Source organism: Duganella sp. CT11-25 (assembly GCF_047302815.1).
GTDB lineage: Bacteria > Pseudomonadota > Gammaproteobacteria > Burkholderiales > Burkholderiaceae_D > Rugamonas.
This window is the reverse complement of record NZ_JBKBFD010000001.1, coordinates 2,807,763-2,825,741: the sequence shown is the minus strand read 5'-3', so window position 1 is coordinate 2,825,741 and position 17,979 is coordinate 2,807,763. Positions and strand designations below refer to the sequence as shown.

Annotated in this window: 15 protein-coding genes; 9 read left to right on the top strand and 6 right to left on the bottom strand. The window is 67.4% G+C overall.

Annotated elements, in window-relative coordinates; all coding sequences use genetic code 11:
* Nucleotides 1-2: 2 nt before the first annotated feature.
* From ACEN9F_RS11980 to ACEN9F_RS11970, 3 genes are all read left to right on the top strand, one after another.
* Entirely contained in the window at nucleotides 3-386 is a 384-nt protein-coding gene (locus ACEN9F_RS11980; protein ID WP_413420245.1) for a hypothetical protein, read from the top strand.
* A 108-nt stretch (nucleotides 387-494) separates the two neighbouring features.
* Nucleotides 495-1,502 (top strand): adenosine deaminase, encoded by a 1,008-nt coding sequence (locus ACEN9F_RS11975; RefSeq protein ID WP_413420244.1) that lies wholly within the window; start codon nucleotides 495-497, stop codon nucleotides 1,500-1,502.
* Nucleotides 1,503-1,508: 6 nt separating this feature from the next.
* A complete protein-coding gene (locus tag ACEN9F_RS11970; protein WP_413420243.1) occupies nucleotides 1,509-4,046 on the top strand; it encodes an ABC transporter permease in 2,538 nt (845 codons plus the stop codon).
* Here the strand turns inward: ACEN9F_RS11970 and ACEN9F_RS11965 are convergent.
* Entirely contained in the window at nucleotides 4,043-5,062 is a 1,020-nt protein-coding gene (locus ACEN9F_RS11965) for a response regulator (protein WP_413420242.1), read from the bottom strand. The two genes, ACEN9F_RS11970 and ACEN9F_RS11965, sit on opposite strands and share 4 nt — an antisense overlap.
* Before the next feature lie 3 nt (nucleotides 5,063-5,065).
* Nucleotides 5,066-6,346, bottom strand: a complete 1,281-nt coding sequence (locus ACEN9F_RS11960; protein WP_413420241.1) for a sensor histidine kinase — start codon at nucleotides 6,344-6,346, stop codon at nucleotides 5,066-5,068.
* 181 nt (nucleotides 6,347-6,527) lie between these two features.
* On the opposite strand from ACEN9F_RS11960, the gene cqsA reads away from it, so the two are divergent.
* From cqsA to ACEN9F_RS11930, 6 genes are all read left to right on the top strand, one after another.
* Nucleotides 6,528-7,787, top strand: a complete 1,260-nt coding sequence (gene cqsA, locus ACEN9F_RS11955) for an alpha-hydroxyketone-type quorum-sensing autoinducer synthase (protein WP_413420240.1) — start codon at nucleotides 6,528-6,530, stop codon at nucleotides 7,785-7,787.
* Nucleotides 7,788-7,831: 44 nt separating this feature from the next.
* Nucleotides 7,832-8,230, top strand: coding sequence for a group II truncated hemoglobin (locus tag ACEN9F_RS11950; protein ID WP_413420239.1), 399 nt, complete (start codon nucleotides 7,832-7,834; stop codon nucleotides 8,228-8,230).
* A gap of 4 nt (nucleotides 8,231-8,234) precedes the next feature.
* Nucleotides 8,235-9,554 (top strand): DNA recombination protein RmuC, encoded by a 1,320-nt coding sequence (gene rmuC / locus ACEN9F_RS11945; protein ID WP_413420238.1) that lies wholly within the window; start codon nucleotides 8,235-8,237, stop codon nucleotides 9,552-9,554.
* A gap of 28 nt (nucleotides 9,555-9,582) precedes the next feature.
* Nucleotides 9,583-11,535 carry an acyl CoA:acetate/3-ketoacid CoA transferase gene (locus tag ACEN9F_RS11940; RefSeq protein WP_413420237.1) on the top strand — a complete coding sequence of 651 codons (1,953 nt, stop codon included), beginning with the start codon at nucleotides 9,583-9,585 and terminating at the stop codon, nucleotides 11,533-11,535.
* Nucleotides 11,536-11,600: 65 nt separating this feature from the next.
* Nucleotides 11,601-12,377 (top strand): DeoR/GlpR family DNA-binding transcription regulator, encoded by a 777-nt coding sequence (locus ACEN9F_RS11935; protein ID WP_413420236.1) that lies wholly within the window; start codon nucleotides 11,601-11,603, stop codon nucleotides 12,375-12,377.
* A gap of 16 nt (nucleotides 12,378-12,393) precedes the next feature.
* The gene (locus tag ACEN9F_RS11930; protein ID WP_413420235.1) at nucleotides 12,394-13,560 is read left to right on the top strand and encodes an MFS transporter; all 1,167 of its coding nucleotides are present in this window, start codon (nucleotides 12,394-12,396) and stop codon (nucleotides 13,558-13,560) included.
* Here ACEN9F_RS11930 and ACEN9F_RS11925 read toward each other — a convergent pair.
* From ACEN9F_RS11925 to moaA, 4 genes are read right to left on the bottom strand one after another with little or no spacing between them, the layout of a single operon-like run.
* On the bottom strand, nucleotides 13,511-14,308 hold the full coding sequence (locus ACEN9F_RS11925) for an ABC transporter permease (protein ID WP_413427040.1): 798 nt from the start codon (nucleotides 14,306-14,308) through the stop codon (nucleotides 13,511-13,513). The genes ACEN9F_RS11930 and ACEN9F_RS11925 overlap by 50 nt on opposite strands.
* A 5-nt stretch (nucleotides 14,309-14,313) precedes the next feature.
* Nucleotides 14,314-14,922, bottom strand: coding sequence for an ATP-binding cassette domain-containing protein (locus ACEN9F_RS11920; protein WP_413420234.1), 609 nt, complete (start codon nucleotides 14,920-14,922; stop codon nucleotides 14,314-14,316).
* A gap of 4 nt (nucleotides 14,923-14,926) precedes the next feature.
* Complete coding sequence (glp, locus tag ACEN9F_RS11915; protein ID WP_413420233.1) at nucleotides 14,927-16,843, bottom strand: gephyrin-like molybdotransferase Glp; 1,917 nt, start codon at nucleotides 16,841-16,843, stop codon at nucleotides 14,927-14,929.
* A gap of 1 nt (nucleotide 16,844) precedes the next feature.
* Nucleotides 16,845-17,954 (bottom strand): GTP 3',8-cyclase MoaA, encoded by a 1,110-nt coding sequence (gene moaA, locus ACEN9F_RS11910; RefSeq protein WP_413420232.1) that lies wholly within the window; start codon nucleotides 17,952-17,954, stop codon nucleotides 16,845-16,847.
* Between the last annotated feature and the right edge of the window lie 25 nt (nucleotides 17,955-17,979).

Here is a 17,979-nt window from a genome sequence, read left to right as displayed (position 1 = left end):
GGATGTCCTTTAATGTAAACCTGCTTGTCACGGGTCACCGGCAGTTCGCCTGCCCTGGCCCTGGTCTGTATAACCCCTTTCATTTTGTTATTTTTCTTATCGTCAGCTTCCATTTTGCGGCACGGATTGCCCGTGCCTTTGAGCTGGCTTTATCGCCGGTTGGCGGCTTTTATGTGTTGGTCGTAACGCTTCTTACGTCTATGAAATTGATTATTGCGCTATTGGTGCAGGAAGTCAAAAGATATGTCGTAATATCGTTAATACTCTTTCGTAACGCTTTGATTTTAAATATTAATATCGTGTGCCGCTGTGCATTTTCAATGGAATTTATGGCATTTTTTTCGCTCATTTATGCCACAGTATCACGCCTGTGCGCGCCGTGCTGATCGCACCTCAAACAGATAAATTTTGCCGCAACTTGCGGCGCGCTGTCGCACTCTCGCGTCATGCGATAAGATGGCTTGATCAAGCAACCAGCCAACAGGAAAAAAACAATGTTGAACGAACAATTGCGCAGCGTGCTGCGGCAGATGCCGAAAGCGGAACTGCACATCCACATCGAAGGCTCGCTGGAGCCGGAACTGATCTTCGCGCTGGCCCGGCGCAACGGCGTCGAACTGGCCTACGGCTCGGTGGAGGAGTTGCGCGCGGCCTACGCGTTCACCGACCTGCAATCCTTCCTCGACATCTACTACGCGGGCGCCAGCGTGCTGCTGCAGGAGCAGGACTTCTACGACATGACGGCGGCCTACCTGAAGCGCGCGCAGGCCGACAATGTGCGGCACACGGAAATCTTCTTCGACCCGCAGACGCACACGGCGCGCGGCGTGCCGATCAAGACCGTGATCGACGGCATCCACCGCGCCTGCTGCGACAGCCCGGTCAGCGCCACGCTGATCCTGAGCTTCCTGCGCCACCTGTCGGAAGAGGAGGCGTTCGCCACGCTGGAAGCGGCGCTGCCGTACCGCGACAAGTACATGGGCATCGGCCTGGATTCCTCCGAGGTAGGCAACCCGCCGGAGAAATTCGCCCGCGTGTTCGCGCGCTGCAGGGAGCTGGGCTTCCACCTGGTGGCCCACGCGGGCGAGGAAGGCCCGCCGGCGTATATCGAAACCGCGCTCGATCTGCTCAAGGTCGAGCGCATCGACCACGGCGTGCGCTGCCTGGAGGACGCGGCGCTGACGCAGCGCCTGGCCAGGGAGGGGATCGCGCTGACGGTGTGCCCGCTGTCCAACATCAAGCTGTGCGTGTTCGACAAGATGGAGCAGCACAACCTGCTGCAGCTGCTGGACGCGGGCATCGTGGCGACGGTCAACTCGGACGATCCGGCCTACTTCGGCGGCTACATGAACGATAACTTCATCGCCACCTTCGAGGCGCTGCCGCTCGGCCTGTCGCACGCGCACCGGCTGGCGCGCAACGGCTTCGTCGCGGCCTTCCTGCCGGAGGCGCAGAAGCAGGCCTTCCTCGCCGAAGTCGACGCCTTCTTTGCCGCGGTCTAAAAAGCCATGCTGAAACTTGCCTTGAAAATGACGGCGCGCGATTGGCGCGCCGGCCAGCTGCGCTTTCTGCTGATCGCGCTGACCGTGGCGGTGGCCGCCTTGTCCGCCACCGGCTTCTTCGTCGACCGCCTGCGCAGCGGCCTGGATCGCGATGCGCACCAGCTGCTGGGCGCCGATGTCGTGGTCAGCGCCGACCTGCCGGTCAATCCGGCCTGGCGCGCGGAAGCCGTGCGGCGCGGCCTGGTCACCACCGACACCACCAGCTTCCCCAGCATGGCGCAAGCCGGCGAGGGCGAGCAGTCGATGTCGATGCTGGCCTCGCTCAAGGCAGTCGGCCCGGGCTATCCGCTGCGCGGCCGCCTCAAGGTCACCACCGACGCCGCGCAGGCCGAGCAAAGCCTGGGCGCGCCGGCCGGCGGCGTGCCCGACCCGGGCACCGTATGGATCGAACCGGGCCTGCTGGGCAGCCTGAAAACCGGGATCGGCGGCCAGCTCACGCTGGGCGACAAGCGCTTCAAGGTGGCGCAGCTGATCGCCTCCGAGCCGGATCGCGGCGCCAACTTCCTGGCCTTCGCGCCGCGCGTGATGTTCGCGCTGCAGGACCTGGAGGCGACCAAGCTGATCCAGCCCGGCTCGCGCGTCACCTACCGCCTGCTGGCGGCCGCGCCGCCGGCTCTGAAGAACGGCGCCGCCGTCGCCGCGGCCTACGAGCAGTGGCTGGTGGCGAAGATCAAGAACGAGAATATCAAGGGCGTGCGCGTCGAGTCGCTGGAGAACGGCCGTCCCGAAATGCGCGCCACGCTGGACCGCGCCGACCGCTTCCTGTCGCTGGTCGGCCTGCTGTCGGCGATGCTGGCGGCGGTGGCCGTGGCGATGGCCGCGCGCCGCTTCATGCAGCGCCACCTGGACGCCTGCGCCATGCTGCGCTGCCTGGGCCTGACGCAGAACCAGGTCACCGTCATGTACCTGGTCGAATTCCTGCTGGTCGGCCTGGTCGGCAGCGCGCTGGGCGTGGCGGCCGGCTTCGGCGGCCACTATGTCCTGCTGGAGGTGCTGGGCACGCTGGTCTCGGCCGACCTGCCCGCGCCGACCATCTATCCCGCGCTGCAGGGGCTGGCGATCGGCATCCTGCTGCTGGCCGCCTTCGCGCTGCCGCCGATACTGCAGCTGCGCAAAGTGCCGCACAACCGCGTGATCCGCCGCGAGCAGGACCCGCCCCAGGTCGCCGCGCTGGCCACCTATGGCCTGGGCATGGCCGGCTTCACCGTGCTGCTGCTGTGGCAGGCGGGCGATGCTCAGCTGGCGCTGTACACGGCGCTGGGCTTCCTGGCCGCGTTCGCGGTGTTCGGGCTGGTGGGCTGGCTGGGCCTGTTGTCGCTGAAGTCGCTGCGCCGCGCCATCAACCACCAGAGCTGGCGCTTCGCCGTCACCTCGCTGCAGCGCCGTCCCGGCGCCACCATCGTGCAGATCGTCTCGCTGGCGCTGGGCATGATGGCGCTGCTGGTGCTGACCGTGGTGCGGGGCGACCTGATGACGGCCTGGCGCAACGCCACGCCGCCGGACGCGCCCAACCGCTTCATCATCAATATCCAGCCGGAGCAGCAGGCCGACATCGCCCAACGCCTGAGGGACGCCGGCGTGCTGTACGCGCCGCAGTACCCGATGATACGCGGCCGCCTGACCGCCGTGAACGGCGCGGCCGTCACCGCCGAGACCTATACCGAAGACCGCGCCAAGGGCCTGGCCGACCGCGAGTTCAACCTGTCGTCGATGGCGCGGATGCAGGCCGAGAACAAGATCGTCGACGGCCAGTGGTTCGCCGACAAGCCGGGCTTCGCGGAAGCGTCGGTGGAGGAGGGCATCGCCAAGACCCTGCGCTGGAAGCTGGGCGACAAGCTGCGCTTCGAGATCGCCGGCGCGCCGGTGGACGTGACCATCACCAGCCTGCGCAAGCTGGACTGGGGCTCGATGCGGGTCAACTTCTTCGTCATCATCAATCCGGCGGCGATGAAGGAAGTCTCGCAGAGCTGGATCACCGCCTTCCACCTGCCGGCCAACCAGGCGCCGGTGATGAATGCGCTGACGCGCGACTTCCCCAACCTGACCATCGTCGATGTCGGCGGCATCCTGCGCCAGGTGCAGGCGGTGCTGGACCAGGTGGTGACGGCGGTCGAGTTCCTGTTCATCTTCACGCTGGCCTCCGGCGTGCTGGTGCTGTACGCGGCGCTGATGGGATCGCAGGATGAACGGACCCGCGAATCGGGCCTGCTGCGGGCGCTGGGCGCGACCCGCAGGCAGCTGTCGCAGGCGCAGCTGATCGAGTTCTCGCTGGTGGGCGCGCTGTCCGGCCTGCTGGCCGCCAGCGGCGCGGCCGTCATGGGCTGGGCGCTGGCCACTTACCAGTTCAAGTTCGCCTGGGCCTTCAGCCCGTCCGTGTGGCTGGTGGGGCTGCTGGCCGGCGCGCTGTGCGCCATCGCCGGCGGCTGGCTGGGACTGCGCAACGTGCTGCGCCAGCCGCCGCTGCAGACGCTGCGCGAGGCTTAGGCGGCGATGTGCTGCCGCTGCAGCGCCTCATGCTGGTCCTTCAGGAACTGGCCATGGCTGTAGGGGCGCTTGGCGAAGTAGTGCGGCGGCAGGTCGAACAGCGCCCAGTAGTAAGTCTCGCGGCCCTGGCACACCTGCGGCGGCGTGCAGTAGCGGTGCCAGTTGTCGCCGACGCGGCTGGAGTACATGCCGTCGCCGTTCGGATCGGTGAAGAACGGCAGCACGCGCCGCTCCAGCAGCGCGTCCAGCAGCGACGGCGGCGCATCGCTGTCGCGCGCGATCTCGTACTGCGCATACAGTCCCTGCTCGGTCTCTATCATCATCAGGCTGGCCTTGCCGTGCTTGTCGAGGAACAGGATGCCGGTCGGGTTGGGGAAGATGTAGTGCTCGATGAACCCCATGCTGGCCTTCAGCGACATCACCAGCGACGCCAGCGCCGGGTCGCCCAGGAAGTGGTAGTTATGCAGCAGCACCAGCTCGCGCAGCGTCTCCGACTGCGCGTCGAAATAGCTGCGCTGTAGCGCGGCGATTTCTATCTCCAGCATGTCGAGCGCATGGTCGTCGCTCTTCTTGATGTAGCGGTCGATCAGGCCGCGGTTGAAGGCGCTGACCGCGATCTTCTCGTCGGCCGCGCCGGTGAACAGGATCTTCTTGCACGGCAGGTGCGCGACTGCCTCGCAGAATTCCAGCCCGTTCATCTGCGGCATCGAATAATCCACCACCAGCACCGACGGCGTGGCGAAGCGCTGGCGCTGCTCGCAGATGCGGTAGATGCGCTCCAGGTCGAGCGCCACGTTGCACTGGTCGGCCGGCAGGTTCTGCATGTCGAAGTTGACGTGCAGCGGCACGCCGCCTTCCTGCGCGCTGTGGCGCAGCCACTGCAGCGCGGTGGTGGTGTCGTGGAAGGTCTTGTTGGCCAGCATGGGATCGAGCTGGAACGACAGGCTGCGCAGGAAGGAGTCGCTGTCGTCGACCAGGACGGTCAGCGTGGGATGGGCGTAGACGGGAAGATGCATGGTTCACCTCGGGATATTCGGCGGCTGGGGGAATTCCAGGACAAAGATGGCGTAGGCGCTCTCGCGCGAGACGCAACGGATTTTGGCGCTCCACGCCTCCATGATCTCCTGGCACAGCGCGAGGCCGATGCCGGCGCCGTTGTGCGGCGGGTAGGAATAGAAACGCCGGAAAATCAAGGACATCTGCTGCGCCGGTACGCCGCAGCCGGTGTCGATGAACAGCAGCCGCGGCGGACCGTGGCCGCCGTCGACGACGATGCGCACGCGGCCCTTGCCGGCGCGGTGCACGGCCTTGAGCGCGTTGCGCAGCAGGTTCAGCAGGATCACCACCGACAGCTCGGTCTGGCCGGCGAAATGAAAATTGCGCCGCACTTCGAGCTTGACGATTTTCTGCTGGCTGGTGCTGGAGAAGGGATAGCGCCGGAGCACCGCCTCCACCACCGTCTCCATCGACACCGATTCGACCGGCCGCAGGTTCTGCCGCACCGCCGTGGCGCTGAGCAGGAACAGGTCGATCATGTGGTTCATATGGCGCACCTCGAACTGGATGCGCGCCAGCGCGTCCACCGTGCCGAGGCGGTCCTCGCCGGCCCGGGCCGGGCCGTCGGCGAAGATGCGCAACAGGCCGCGCACGTTGGCGTCGACGCTGGTGAGCGGCGTGCGCAGCTCGTGCGCCACGGTGGCCAGCCCGGCGCCCAGGCCGGCCAGCTTTTCCTGCGCCAGCACATGGCGGCTGATCTTGGCGGCCGACAGCGCGGCGATGGTGAACCAGTGGATCGGCACCTGCTGCAGCACCGGCTTGCTGAGCAGCGTCGGGCCCTCGCCCAGCAGGATCGCCACCAGGCAGGCCAGCGTGGTGCCGATCACGTAGGCGCGCAGCGCCAGTCCGGTATCGAAATGGAACAGCACCACCAGGCCGATCAGCAGCGACTCGCCCCACACGCCCGAGGCGTGGTTCATCAGGAACATGAAGGTGAAGAAGAACGGAAAGATGTAGCTGAGCGTGACCAGCAGGTACAGGTTCAGCATGTGGCGGCTGAACTGGCGCGCGAACAGGCCCAGCGCGCACAGCAGGATGCCCAGCATCCGCAGCGACAGCGTCTCGTATTCCTGCGGAAAGAAGTGCTGCCAGATCACGTAATACAGCGGCATGCCGACCGTGCCGATCGACGCCAGCAGCAAAACGCGCACGGTCGCATGGTCCTCCCGGCCGTGGTACAGCAGCAAAGATTGGACCAGTCCGCTTTGCCAGCGTTTCCAGCGTTCGGGGAGGGGATGCTTCATGGGGACATTTGATTTTAATCAAGTTGCAATGATCCGCTTATTTTGCAGCGCACTCCGCAATACCAAGCCAAAAATTGATCCGCATCAATCTCTCTTTGTTTTTTTGGCCTCATGGTTGGTCCTGGATTCATAAAAAAACAACCTTTTTCCCTCGTCCATCAGGCCCTCAAGGAGAATTCTCATGTCCTACGCGTTTGCGCAAGATCACGCCCATGCCCGCATTCTTCCCATCCCAGCTGAGCAGTTGATGCCGGATTTTGTCACCCGGCGCATGGATGAACATTACATCACGCACATCGCACAATTGCTGGGCGGCGAGCACCCGCACGCCTGGCAGCCGACGCCGGCCGGCGCGGTGTTTTTGGCGGGCAACGACTACCTGTGCCTGGCCGGCGAACCGGCGCTGGTGGCGGCCCAGGTCGCGGCGCTGCGCGGCAGCCGCAACGAGATGCTGATGTCGGCGGTGTTCCTGCAGGAGGGCAGCGCGCAGCACCGGCTGGAGCGCAAGTTCGCGCGGTTCATGGGCGCGCAGGACGGCATCCTGGCGCAATCCGGCTGGGCCGCCAACGTCGGCCTGGTGCAGGCGCTGGCCGGGCCGGGCATCCCGGTCTACCTCGACATGCAGGCCCACGCCTCGCTGTGGGAAGGCGTGCAGTCGGCCGGCGCGACGCCGGTGTCCTTCATGCACAACGACATGGAGCATTTGCGCAAGCAGCTGCAGCGCTACGGGCGCGGCCTGATCGTGGTCGATGCGCTGTACAGCACCAACGGCAGCCTGGCGCCGCTGGCGGCGCTGGTGGAGATCGCCGAGCAAAGCGGCTGCGTGCTGATCGTCGACGAATCGCATTCGCTGGGCACGCACGGCCCGCGCGGCGCCGGGCTGGTGGCGGAACTGGGCTTGAGCGAGCGGGTGCACTTCCGCACGGCGTCGCTGGCCAAGGCGTTTGCCGGGCGGGCCGGCTTCATCACCTGTTCCAGCAAATTCAAGGGCTACTTCCTGTCGGAGTCGCGCCCGGCGATTTTCAGTTCCTGCATGCTGGGCCACGAGCTGGCGTGGTTCGACGCCGCCATCGATTTCGTCGCCGCGGCCGACGACCGCCGCGCCGCCCTGCACGCGCACTCGGCAGCGTTGCGCGCGGAATTGAGCGCGCTGGGCTACAACGTCAGCGACGGCAGCGAGCAGATCATCGCGCTGGAGGCCGGCGCCGAACCCAAGACGCTGGCCTTGCGCAAGCAGCTGGAGGCGCACGGCGTCTACGGCGCCATGTTTTGCGCGCCGGCCACGCCGAAAAACCGTTCGCTGGTGCGCCTGACGCTGAACTCCGGGCTCGATCGCGGGCAACTGGCGCGCATCGTCCAGGCCTGCGGCGACATCCGCGACCAGGTCGACCTGGAGAGCTGGTCGTCGACGCGGCGCCTGCGCCGGCTGGCGCTGGTGTAGCGGTTGGCGCAAGCCCGCCACAGGTCGCCGCCCGGTACGCTATCATGGAGGCTATGACTGAATCCCGAACTCTCTATGATGTGATCGGCGGCGAATCGCGCGTGCGCGAGATGGTCGACCGTTTTTATGACCTGATGGAACTGGAGCCCGAGTTCGCGCTGCTGCGCGCCGTGCACGGGCCATCGCTGGACAACGCGCGCCAGCGCCTGTTCATGTTCCTGAGCGGCTGGATGGGCGGGCCCGACCTGTACATCGAAGCGCATGGCCACCCGCGCCTGCGCATGCGGCACATGCCGTTCGCCATCGGCACCAGGGAGCGCGACCAGTGGCTGCGCGCCATGGCGTGGGCGATGGAGGATGTCGGCGTCGACGAAGCGCTGCGGTTGCGGTTGATGGAGTCCTTCTATCAAACCGCCGACTGGATGCGCAACAAGCCGGATTGACGCCATGGGCCAGAGCGAATTTTTCATTTTGCTGGCGGCGCTGGCCGCGGTGATCGTGCTGCAGGTGCTGGCGCTGCTGCGCGCGCGCGGCGGCGGCGACAGCGCCGCCGAGGCCGGGCTGGCCGAGCGCATCGAGCGCGTCGAGCGCGAAGTGCGGGTGCAGCTGCAGACCACGGCGCAGGCCACGCATGCATCGACCGTGCAGCAGTTCGACGGCATGCGCCGCCAGCTGGAGGCGCAAGGCCTGGTCGGACGCGACGAGCAGGGCCGCAGCCTGAAGCAGTTCGCCGACAGCATGAATCTAACGCTGGCGCGGCTGACCGAATCGAACGCCGCGCGCATGCAGGAAGTGCGGGCGACGCTGGAAGCGAAGATCAAGGATCTGCAGGCCGACAACGGCGCGCGGCTGGAAGAGATGCGCAAGACCGTCGACGAGAAACTGCACGCTACGCTGGAGGCGCGCCTGAGCGCGTCGTTCCAGCAGGTGTCGGAGCGGCTGGAGCGGGTGCACCAGGGCTTGGGCGAGATGCAGCAGCTGGCGCTGGGCGTCGGCGACCTGAAACGCGTGCTGACCAACGTGAAGACGCGCGGCACCTGGGGCGAGGTGCAGCTGGAGATGCTGCTGGAGCAGGTGCTGACGCCGGAGCAGTATGCCAAGAACGTCGAGACCATCGCCGGCAGCGGCGCGCGCGTGGAGTTCGCGCTCAAGCTGCCGGGCCAGGTCGAAGGCGGCGCGCCGGTGTGGATGCCGATCGACGCCAAGTTCCCGAAGGAGCAGTACGAGCGCCTGCTGGACGCGGCGGAGCGCGCCGACGTCGAGGGCGTGGCGCTGGCCGGCCGCGAGCTGGAACGCGCGGTGCGCGGCGAGGCCAGGACCATCTCGGAAAAATACGTGTCGCCGCCGCATACCACCGATTTCGCGATCCTGTTCCTGCCGACCGAGGGCCTGTACGCGGAGGTGATGCGCAGGCCGGGGCTGGCCGACGAGCTGCAGCGGGTGAACCGCATCAGCATCGCCGGGCCGTCGACCTTGTCGGCGCTGCTCAACAGCTTGCAGATGGGCTTCCGCACGCTGGCGCTGGAGAAGCGCTCGTCGGAAGTGTGGCAGGTGCTGGGGGCCGTGAAGACGGAGTTCTCCAAGTTCGGCGACGTGCTGGCCGCGACCAAGCTGACGCTGGAGCGCGCCGCCAAGAACATCGAATCGGCCGAGACCCGCAGCCGCCAGATGGCGCGCAAGTTGAAGACGGTGGAGGCCCTGCCGAGCGAAGCGGCGCAGCTGCTGCTTGGCCCGGAGTTGGACAAGAGCGATCTCGATACGGACTAAGATGTAGCTGACATTTACGGAGCTAGCCATGCCTGCTCGCAGTCTCGATTTTTCCTCGACCGGCATGCCGGCCGTCCAGCGCAACAAGATCGTCAGCGCGGCCGATGCGGTCGGCCTGATACACGACGGCGACACCATCGCCACCGGCGGTTTCGTCGGCGTAGGGTTTGCCGAGAACATCGCGGTGGCGCTGGAAAAGCGCTTCCTCGCCGACGCCCACCCGCGCGATTTGACGCTGGTCTACGCCGCCGGGCAGGGCGACGGCAAGGAGCGCGGCCTGAATCACTTCGGCCACGAAGGCCTGTTGAAACGCATCATCGGCGGCCACTGGAGCCTCGCGCCCAAGCTGCAGCAGCTGGCCATCAGCGGCAAGGTCGAAGCCTACAACCTGCCGCAGGGCGTCATCAGCCAGCTGTTCCGCGACACCGCCGCCGGCAAGCCCGGCCTGCTCACGCATGTCGGCCTCGGTACCTTCGTCGACCCGCGCCACGGCGGCGGCAAGATCAACGAGCGCACCACCGAGGAGCTGGTCGAGCTGATCACGCTGGGCGGAAAAGAGTACCTGTTCTACAAATCCCAGCCGGTGCATGTGGGGATCATCCGCGGCACCACGGCCGACGCCAACGGCAACGTCACCATGGAGCGCGAGGCGCTGACCTTGGAGGCGCTGGCCATCGCCATGGCCGCGCACAATTCCGGCGGCATCGTCATCGTGCAGGTGGAGCGCATCGCGGAGCGCGGCACGCTCAATCCGCGCCAGGTCAAGATTCCCGGCATCCTGGTCGACTGCGTGGTGGTGGCGGAAAAGCCCGAGTATCACATGCAGACCTTCGCCGAGCCCTACAGCCCGGCCTTCGCCGGCGACCTGCGCGTGGCCCTGTCGGCGGTGGCGCCGATGCCGCTCTCGGAGCGCAAGATCATCGCCCGCCGCGCGCTGATGGAGCTGCGGCCGAACAACGTGGTCAACCTCGGCATCGGCATGCCGGAGGGCGTGGCCAACGTGGCGGCGGAAGAGAAACTGCTCGACCTGGTGACGCTGACGGCGGAACCGGGCGTGATCGGCGGCCTGCCCGCCGGCGGCTTGAACTTCGGCGCGGCCACCAATGCCGATGCCATCATCGACCAGCCGTATCAATTCGACTTCTACGACGGCGGCGGCCTGGACGTGGCGATCCTCGGCCTGGCGCAGGCGGACCGGCACGGCAACCTGAACGTCAGCAAATTCGGCAGCAGGCTGGCCGGGGCGGGCGGCTTTATCAACATCAGCCAGAATGCGCGCAAGGTGGTGTTTGTCGGCACCTTCACCGCCGACAAGGGCGCCACGCGCAAGTTCATCAACGAAGTCGAGCACCGCACCTACAGCGGCGAGTACGCGGCGCTGCGCGGGCAGGAGGCGCTGTTCGTCACCGAGCGCTGCGTGTTCCGGCTGGTGCTGGACGGCGGCATGTCCGGGCTGGAGCTGGTCGAGATCGCGCCCGGCGTGGAGGTCGAGCGCGACATCCTGGCGCACATGGATTTCAAGCCGGCGATCAGCGCGGACCTGAAGCCGATGGATGCGCGCATATTCTCGCCGCTGGCGATGAACTGGCGCGCCGACTTCCTGGCGCTGCCGTTGGAGCAGCGGCTGGTGTACGACGCGCAGCAGGAGCTGTTCTTCGTGAACTTCGAGGGCTTCGAGGTGGGCGACGCCGCGACCATCGACCGGATCTGCGCGATGGTGGCCGAGCGCCTGGCGCCGCTGGGCCGCAAGGTGCCGGCGGTGATCAACTACGATAACTTCTCCATCGTCCCCGACCTGCTGGACGACTACGTGGCGGCGGTGAACGGGCTGGCGGAGCGCTACTACAGCAAGGTCACGCGCTACGCGCACAGCACCTTCATGCGCGCCAGCCTGGGACGCGCGTTCCGCCGCATCGAGAAGGATGCGGCGCTGTTCGCCAACTCGGCCGAAGCATTGCTGAGGTTGAAGGACGGCCTGTAAGCGCATTTATGCGTATTTTGGCGTGTTTGTTTACATTCATGCCGCGTTTATGTACACTTCGCGGCATGAAACGTGAAAACCTCCTCCTGCAAGAACGACACGCCCTGATCCTGGCGCAGCTGGCGGCCGACGGCCGCGTGCTGGCCGCCCAGCTGGCGCAAGAACTGAACGTCACCGAAGATACGATACGGCGCGATCTGCGCGATCTCGCCGCCGCCGGCCTGTGCCAGAAAGTATACGGCGGCGCGGTGCGCATCCCGGCGTCGGCGGAAACCGGCACGCTGACCCAGCGCGCGACGCGGCAGATGCCGGACAAGTCGCGCCTCGCGGCGGCGGCATCGGCGCTGGTGAAGGCCGGCAGCGTGGTATTCCTCGACGCCGGCTCCAGCAACCTGGCGATCGCCGAAGCCTTGCCGCAGGTGCCGCTGACGGTCGTCACCAACGCGCCGCTGATCGCCGCGCGGCTGCTGGACCATCCGCAGCTTGAACTGATCCTGATCGGCGGCCGCATCAAGCAGGGCATCGGCGCCAGTGTCGGCGCCAGCGCCTTGCGCGAGATCGAGCTGATACGGCCGGACCTGTACTTCATCGGCGCTTGCGGCGTCGACCTGCAGGCCGGCGTGACGGCGGTCGATTTCGAAGAGGCGGAATTCAAGCGCCGCGTCGCGGCGCTCAGCAAGGCGACCGCGGTCGCCGCCACCGCCGAAAAGCTGGGCGCGGTTGCGCCTTTCCTGGTGCTGCCGATCGCGCAGCTGACCCACCTTGTCGTCCCCTCGCAGGTCGACGCCCACCTCGCCGGCGCCTACGCCGCGGCCGGCGCCAACCTGCTGCGCGCCGCCTGACATCAGAAAGCCTATCTTGAAAACTACCGGTTTAAAACAACGCATCTCCACGCGCCTGGCGTTCCTGGCCGCGGGCATGGCCATGTCGGCGTGGGCGCCGCTGGTGCCTTACGCGCAGGCGCGCACCGGCATCGAGCAGGGGCAACTGGGCTTGCTGCTGCTGTGTCTCGGCATCGGCTCGCTGCTGGCGATGCCGGTCACCGGCGCGCTGGCAGCGCGCTTCGGCTGCCGCCGCATCGTGCTGCTGTCCGGCCTTGGCTGCTGCGCGGTGTTCCCCTTCCTGGCGATCGCGCCCAGCGTGCCGTCGCTGGCGGTGGCGCTGTTCCTGTTCGGCGCCACCATCGGCACGCTGGATGTGGCGATGAATATCCAGGCCGTCATCGTCGAAAAAGACTACGGCGGCTCGCTGATGTCGGGCTTTCATGGCTTGTTCAGCGTCGGCGGCATCGCCGGCGCCGGCTGCATGACCGTGATGCTGTGGGCCGGCATGGGCATCGTGCCGGCGGCGCTGGTGATGGCGCTTGCGGTGGCGCTGGTGCTGCTGGCGGCCGGGCCGCACCTGCTGCGCGAGCCGGCCGCCGCCGAGCGCGACGCGCCCTTGCTGGTGATGCCGCATGGCTCGGTGATCTTCATCGGCGCCTTATGCGGCCTGGTGTTCCTGGCCGAGGGCGCGGTGCTGGACTGGAGCGCGGTGTTCCTGACCAGCAGCGGCGGCTTGACGGCGGGGCAGGGCGGACTCGGTTATGCGGCCTTCGCCTGCGCCATGACCGTCGGCCGCCTGAATGGCGACCGCATCGTCCAGCGTTGGGGCGGACGGCGCGTGCTGTTGCTGGGCGGCCTGGGCGCGGCGGCGGGCTTCTTTGCCGTGGTGCTGGCGCCGTCGCCGTGGATCGCGCTGCTGGGCTTTGTGCTGATCGGATCCGGCGCGTCGAACATCGTGCCGGTGCTGTTCACCGCCGCCGGCAGCCAGAAGGACATGCCGGCCAGCCTGGCGATCAGCGCGATCACCACCATCGGCTACGCCGGCATCCTGGCCGGACCGGCGCTGATCGGCCTGATCGCCCACGCATCCAGCCTGCACCTGGCCTTCTCGGGCCTGGCCTGCGGCATGCTGCTGATCGCGGCCAGCACGGCTAGCGGCGTTGCAGGCGCTCCAGCCGCAAGCGATGGCGGTCGTCGGTGATGCTGTGTGCGGCGAGGTAGACCGCCAGCGTGACCGCAATCCCGCTGCCGCCGGCCAGCAGGAACATCAGCAGGATCTGGTAGCGCACCGCGTCCATCGGATCCATGCCGGCGAGGATCTGGCCGGTCATGATGCCGGGCAGGGTGATGATGCCGGCCGCCGACATCTGGTTGATGATGGGGATCAGGCCCTTGCGCACCGATTCGCGTATCAGCGGCGCCAGCGCTTCGTTGCGGGTGGCGCCCAGCACCAGCTGCGCTTCGATGGCGTTGCGGGCGTTGACCACGCCGCCGTAGAAGGTGTCCAGGCCCAGGCTGGCGGAATTGAGCACGTTGCCCAGCACGATGCCGATCAGCGGGATCGCGTACCGCGGTTCGTACCACGGCGTCGGATGCAGCACCGTCAGCAGCGCCAGCACCACGGTGGCGATGCTGGACAGGCCGACGCTGGCGGTGCTGAGCCAGACCCCCGGCCAGCCGCGCAGTCCGTGCGCGGGCCGCATCGCCACTTCGCGCGCGGCGGCGACGATCATCAGCAGGGCCACCGCCACCGTGGCGGCCGGCGAGGCCAGCGCGAACACCCAGCGCAGCACCAGCCCGACCAGCAGCAGCTGCACCACCATGCGGATCGCGGCCCACAGCATCTGGCGCTGCATGCGCAAGCCGAGGCAGGCCGAGATGGCGGCGTTGAGCACCACCAGCGAGGACGCGACAGCCAGGTCGATGGCGCCGGGCTGGATCGGCGTCATGCCGCTCATGGCGCGGTTGCGGTCAGTTGACGGTCGCGCATGGTCATGCTGCGCTGACCCAGCGCCTGCGCCTGCGCTTCGGAGTGGGTGACGAGGACGATCGCCAGGCCGGCGGCCAGTTCCTTTTTCAGCAGCAGTTCGACGGCGGCGACGGCGGCCGGGTCCAGCGCGGCGGTCGGCTCGTCCAGCAGCAGCACTTGCGGACCGCAGGCCAGCGAACGTATCAGCGCCATGCGCTGGCGTTCGCCGGTGGACAGGCGGCCGATCTCGCTCTCCAGCAGCGACGGCGACAGGTTCAGCTGCGGCAGCAGTTCCTGCACGCGCGGCATCTGGCCGGGTTTGAAATGTTCGCCCGCGGTCGGCAGCCACCACGCCGCTTCCGCCGGTTGGTAGACCACGCCGGCGCGCCAGGCCGGCGCGCCCATGCTGGCGCGCTGCACGTCGTTCAAGAAGGCTTCGCCGGTATTCGGGTCGAGATCGCACAGCATCCGCAGCAGCAGGCTTTTGCCGGCGCCGGACGGGCCGGAGATGGTCAGGCATTCGCCGGCCGCCAGATCGAAGGAGAAGGGGCCGGCCAGCGGGGACTGCAGGTTGCGGATCCGCAGGCGGGGCATAGTCTCAGACCAGCCCGTCGAACAGCAGCACGTCGACCATCTGGCCGGCGGCGACATTGGCCTGCGCGTGGTGCAGCACGACGATGCAGTTCGCCTCCGTCATCGAGCTCAGTATGCCGGAGCCCTGCGCGCCGGTGAGCCGCACCTGCGCTTCGCCGCCGGCGCCGGCGCTGAGGATGCCGCGCTGGTACTCGGTGCGGCCGGGACGCTTGCGGATCGCTTCCGTGGCGCGCGCCTGCATGGTCTGCGGGGCGTGCTGGATTGGCGCGCCCATCATGCGCAACAGCGCCGGGCGGGCGAACATATAGAACGAGACCATCACCGCGACCGGGTTGCCGGGCAGGCCGAACAGCCATGCGCTGCCGCCGTCCGCCGCCACTTTGCCGAAGGCGAGCGGGCGGCCGGGGCGCATGGCCAGCTTCCAGAAGGCGACATCGCCGATCAGGGCCATGATGTCGCGCGTGTAGTCGGCCGCGCCTTCCGATACGCCGCCGGAGGTGATGATGGCGTCGGCGCTGTTGCAGGCTTCGCGCAGCGCCGCTTCCAGCGCGGCGGGATCGTCGCGGACGATGCCCATGTCGATCACTTCGCAGCCGAGCCGCGCCAGCATGCCGAACAGGGTATAGCGGTTGCTGTCGTAGACGCAGCCGTCGTCGAGGCATTCGCCCAGCGAGCGCAGTTCGTCGCCGGTGGAGAAGAAGGCCACGCGCAGCTTGCGCCGCACCGCCACTTCGGCGATGCCGAGCGAGGCGACCAGGCCCAGATCGGCGGGACGCATGATCTTGCCCTTGGCTAGGGCGACACCGCCGGCCTTCAGGTCCTCGCCGGCGCGGCGCAGGTTGGCGCCGCTGCGGATCGCGCCGTGGGCGATGGTGACGTTGTCGCCGTCGATGGAGGCCGCCAGCTCCTGCGGGATCACGCTGTCGCAGCCGGGCGGGATGGCGGCGCCGGTCATGATGCGGACGCATTCGCCGGCGGCCGGCGCCTGCGTGCATGGGCGGCCGGCGTAGGCGATGCCGATGGCCTTGAACACCACGGGCGCGGCGCCCTCCGCGGGCAGGTCGGCGCCGCGCAGGGCGTAGCCGTCCATCGCGGAGTTGTCGTAGGCCGGCACGTTGATCGGCGAGATGATGTCTTCGGCAAGCACGCGGTCCAATGCGCCGCGCAGCGGCAGGCGCTCGGTGGCGGAGATGGGCGTGACGCGCTCGCGGATGATGCGCTGCGCTTCGGCGACCGGCAGCGCGTCGTGGTCGCCGCCGGCGGCCGGTGAGGGCGCAGGCGCGGCGGCTGGCGGCCGTTCGCGCTCGTTGTGCTGCAGCTCTTCCAGCGTGTTGATGTTGCGAAAGCCGTGCGTGTCGTCGAACATCACCTCTGCCACGCGCAGCGTCTTGTGAAAGCCCTCCATGCGTCGCGCGCCGGTGGCGAGGTAGGCCTCCAGCTGCGGCAGGACGCCGGCTTTCATCAGGCTGAAGACCGGGTGCGGCTGCCGGTACGGCGCGGCGCCGGGATCCTGCTCATCGCGCTCCATCGTCACGGCGACGGCCAGGTCGGCGTCCTCGGATTCCAGCGCCGCATGCAGGCGCTCGGCCAGGTCGGCCGGCAGGAAAGGCGAATCGCAGGGCGCCGTCAGCAGCAGCTCGGTGGCGCAATGCCGCAAGCCGGTTTGCAGGCCGGCCAGCGGCCCCTCGTAGCCGCCCATCGCATCCGGCAGTACGGCGGCCGCATCGGCCAGCGCCTGGTACTGCGGCAGGTTGCGGTTGGCGTTGACGATCACCGTGGCCACCTGCGGCGCTAGCCGCCGCAGCACGTGCGCCGCCAGCGTCGCGCCCTGGAACGGCTGTAAGCCCTTGTCGACGCGGCCCATGCGCGTACCGCGTCCGCCCGCCAGTATCAGTCCGGTGACCTTGCTCTTCAAAGACAAACTATCCCCCGATATATGACATTTCGACTTTGTTGGCGCTGCGTTGCAGGCCGTCTGTATTGTTGGTGCGCAGTTCGGAATAGCGGTCGCCGCGCGCGCGCCACAGGTGCGCCAGCACGGTGCTGATCTCCTGGTCGCTGCGGCCCTCGCGCAGCAGCGCGCGCAGATCGTGGCCGCTGCTGGCGAACAGGCAGGTGTACAGCTTGCCCTCGGTCGACAAGCGCGCGCGCGAGCAGTCGCTGCAGAACGCTTGGGTGACGCTGGAGATCAGGCCGATCTCGCCGCTGCCGTCGGCGTAGCGCCAGCGCGCGGCGGTCTCGCCGGTGTAGTTGGCGCCGATCGCTTCCAGCGGCAGCTCGGCGTGGATACGGCGCACCACCTCGGCCGACGGCACCACCTCGTCCATCTTCCAGCCGTTGGAGGCGCCGACGTCCATGTATTCGATGAAGCGCAGGATGTAGGGCGTGTTCATGAAATGGCGCGCCATCGGCAGGATCGCGTGGTCGTTCATGCCGCCCTTGACCACCATGTTGATCTTGATCGGCCCGAGGCCGACCTGGTGCGCGGCGTCGATCCCCCTGAGCACATCGTCGACCGCGAAATCGACATCGTTCATGCGCTGGAAGGTGGCGTTGTCGAGCGCGTCGAGCGAGACCGTGACGCGCTGCAGGCCGGCGTCCTTCAGCGACTGCGCCTTGCGCGCCAGCAGCGAGGCGTTGGTGGTCAGCGTCAGGTCCAGCGGCTTGCCGGAGACGGTCTTCAGCCCGGCCAGCATGCCGACCAGCTTTTCGATATTCTTGCGCAGCAGCGGTTCGCCGCCGGTCAGGCGGATCTTCTCCACGCCGTGGGCGATGAAGATCCGGGCCAGGCGGGTGATTTCCTCGAACGACAGCAGCGAGGTATGCGGCAGGTATTGGTAGTCGCTGTCGAACACCGCTTTCGGCATGCAGTACACGCAGCGGAAATTGCAGCGGTCGGTGACCGAGATGCGCAGGTCGTGCAGCGGCCGCGCCAGCTGGTCGCTCAGCAGCCCGGTCGGCGCTTCCAGAATCGCGGGGATGGCCGGCGCAATGCGCCTCTGGTCGGCCATCATGATGATTTTCTCTGCCATGAGTGATGCAATCTTGCTATTTTTG

Bases quoted from the DNA above. Each gene is read 5' to 3' on its own strand.
- ACEN9F_RS11980 (WP_413420245.1), top strand. From the start codon at position 3: ATGTCCTTTAATGTAAACCTGCTTGTCACGGGTCACCGGCAGTTCGCC.
- ACEN9F_RS11975 (WP_413420244.1), top strand. From the start codon at position 495: ATGTTGAACGAACAATTGCGCAGCGTGCTGCGGCAGATGCCGAAAGCG.
- ACEN9F_RS11970 (WP_413420243.1), top strand. From the start codon at position 1,509: ATGCTGAAACTTGCCTTGAAAATGACGGCGCGCGATTGGCGCGCCGGC.
- ACEN9F_RS11965 (WP_413420242.1), bottom strand. From the start codon at position 5,062: ATGCATCTTCCCGTCTACGCCCATCCCACGCTGACCGTCCTGGTCGAC.
- ACEN9F_RS11960 (WP_413420241.1), bottom strand. From the start codon at position 6,346: ATGAAGCATCCCCTCCCCGAACGCTGGAAACGCTGGCAAAGCGGACTG.
- cqsA (WP_413420240.1), top strand. From the start codon at position 6,528: ATGTCCTACGCGTTTGCGCAAGATCACGCCCATGCCCGCATTCTTCCC.
- ACEN9F_RS11950 (WP_413420239.1), top strand. From the start codon at position 7,832: ATGGAGGCTATGACTGAATCCCGAACTCTCTATGATGTGATCGGCGGC.
- rmuC (WP_413420238.1), top strand. From the start codon at position 8,235: ATGGGCCAGAGCGAATTTTTCATTTTGCTGGCGGCGCTGGCCGCGGTG.
- ACEN9F_RS11940 (WP_413420237.1), top strand. From the start codon at position 9,583: ATGCCTGCTCGCAGTCTCGATTTTTCCTCGACCGGCATGCCGGCCGTC.
- ACEN9F_RS11935 (WP_413420236.1), top strand. From the start codon at position 11,601: ATGAAACGTGAAAACCTCCTCCTGCAAGAACGACACGCCCTGATCCTG.
- ACEN9F_RS11925 (WP_413427040.1), bottom strand. From the start codon at position 14,308: ATGACGCCGATCCAGCCCGGCGCCATCGACCTGGCTGTCGCGTCCTCG.
- ACEN9F_RS11920 (WP_413420234.1), bottom strand. From the start codon at position 14,922: ATGCCCCGCCTGCGGATCCGCAACCTGCAGTCCCCGCTGGCCGGCCCC.
- moaA (WP_413420232.1), bottom strand. From the start codon at position 17,954: ATGGCAGAGAAAATCATCATGATGGCCGACCAGAGGCGCATTGCGCCG.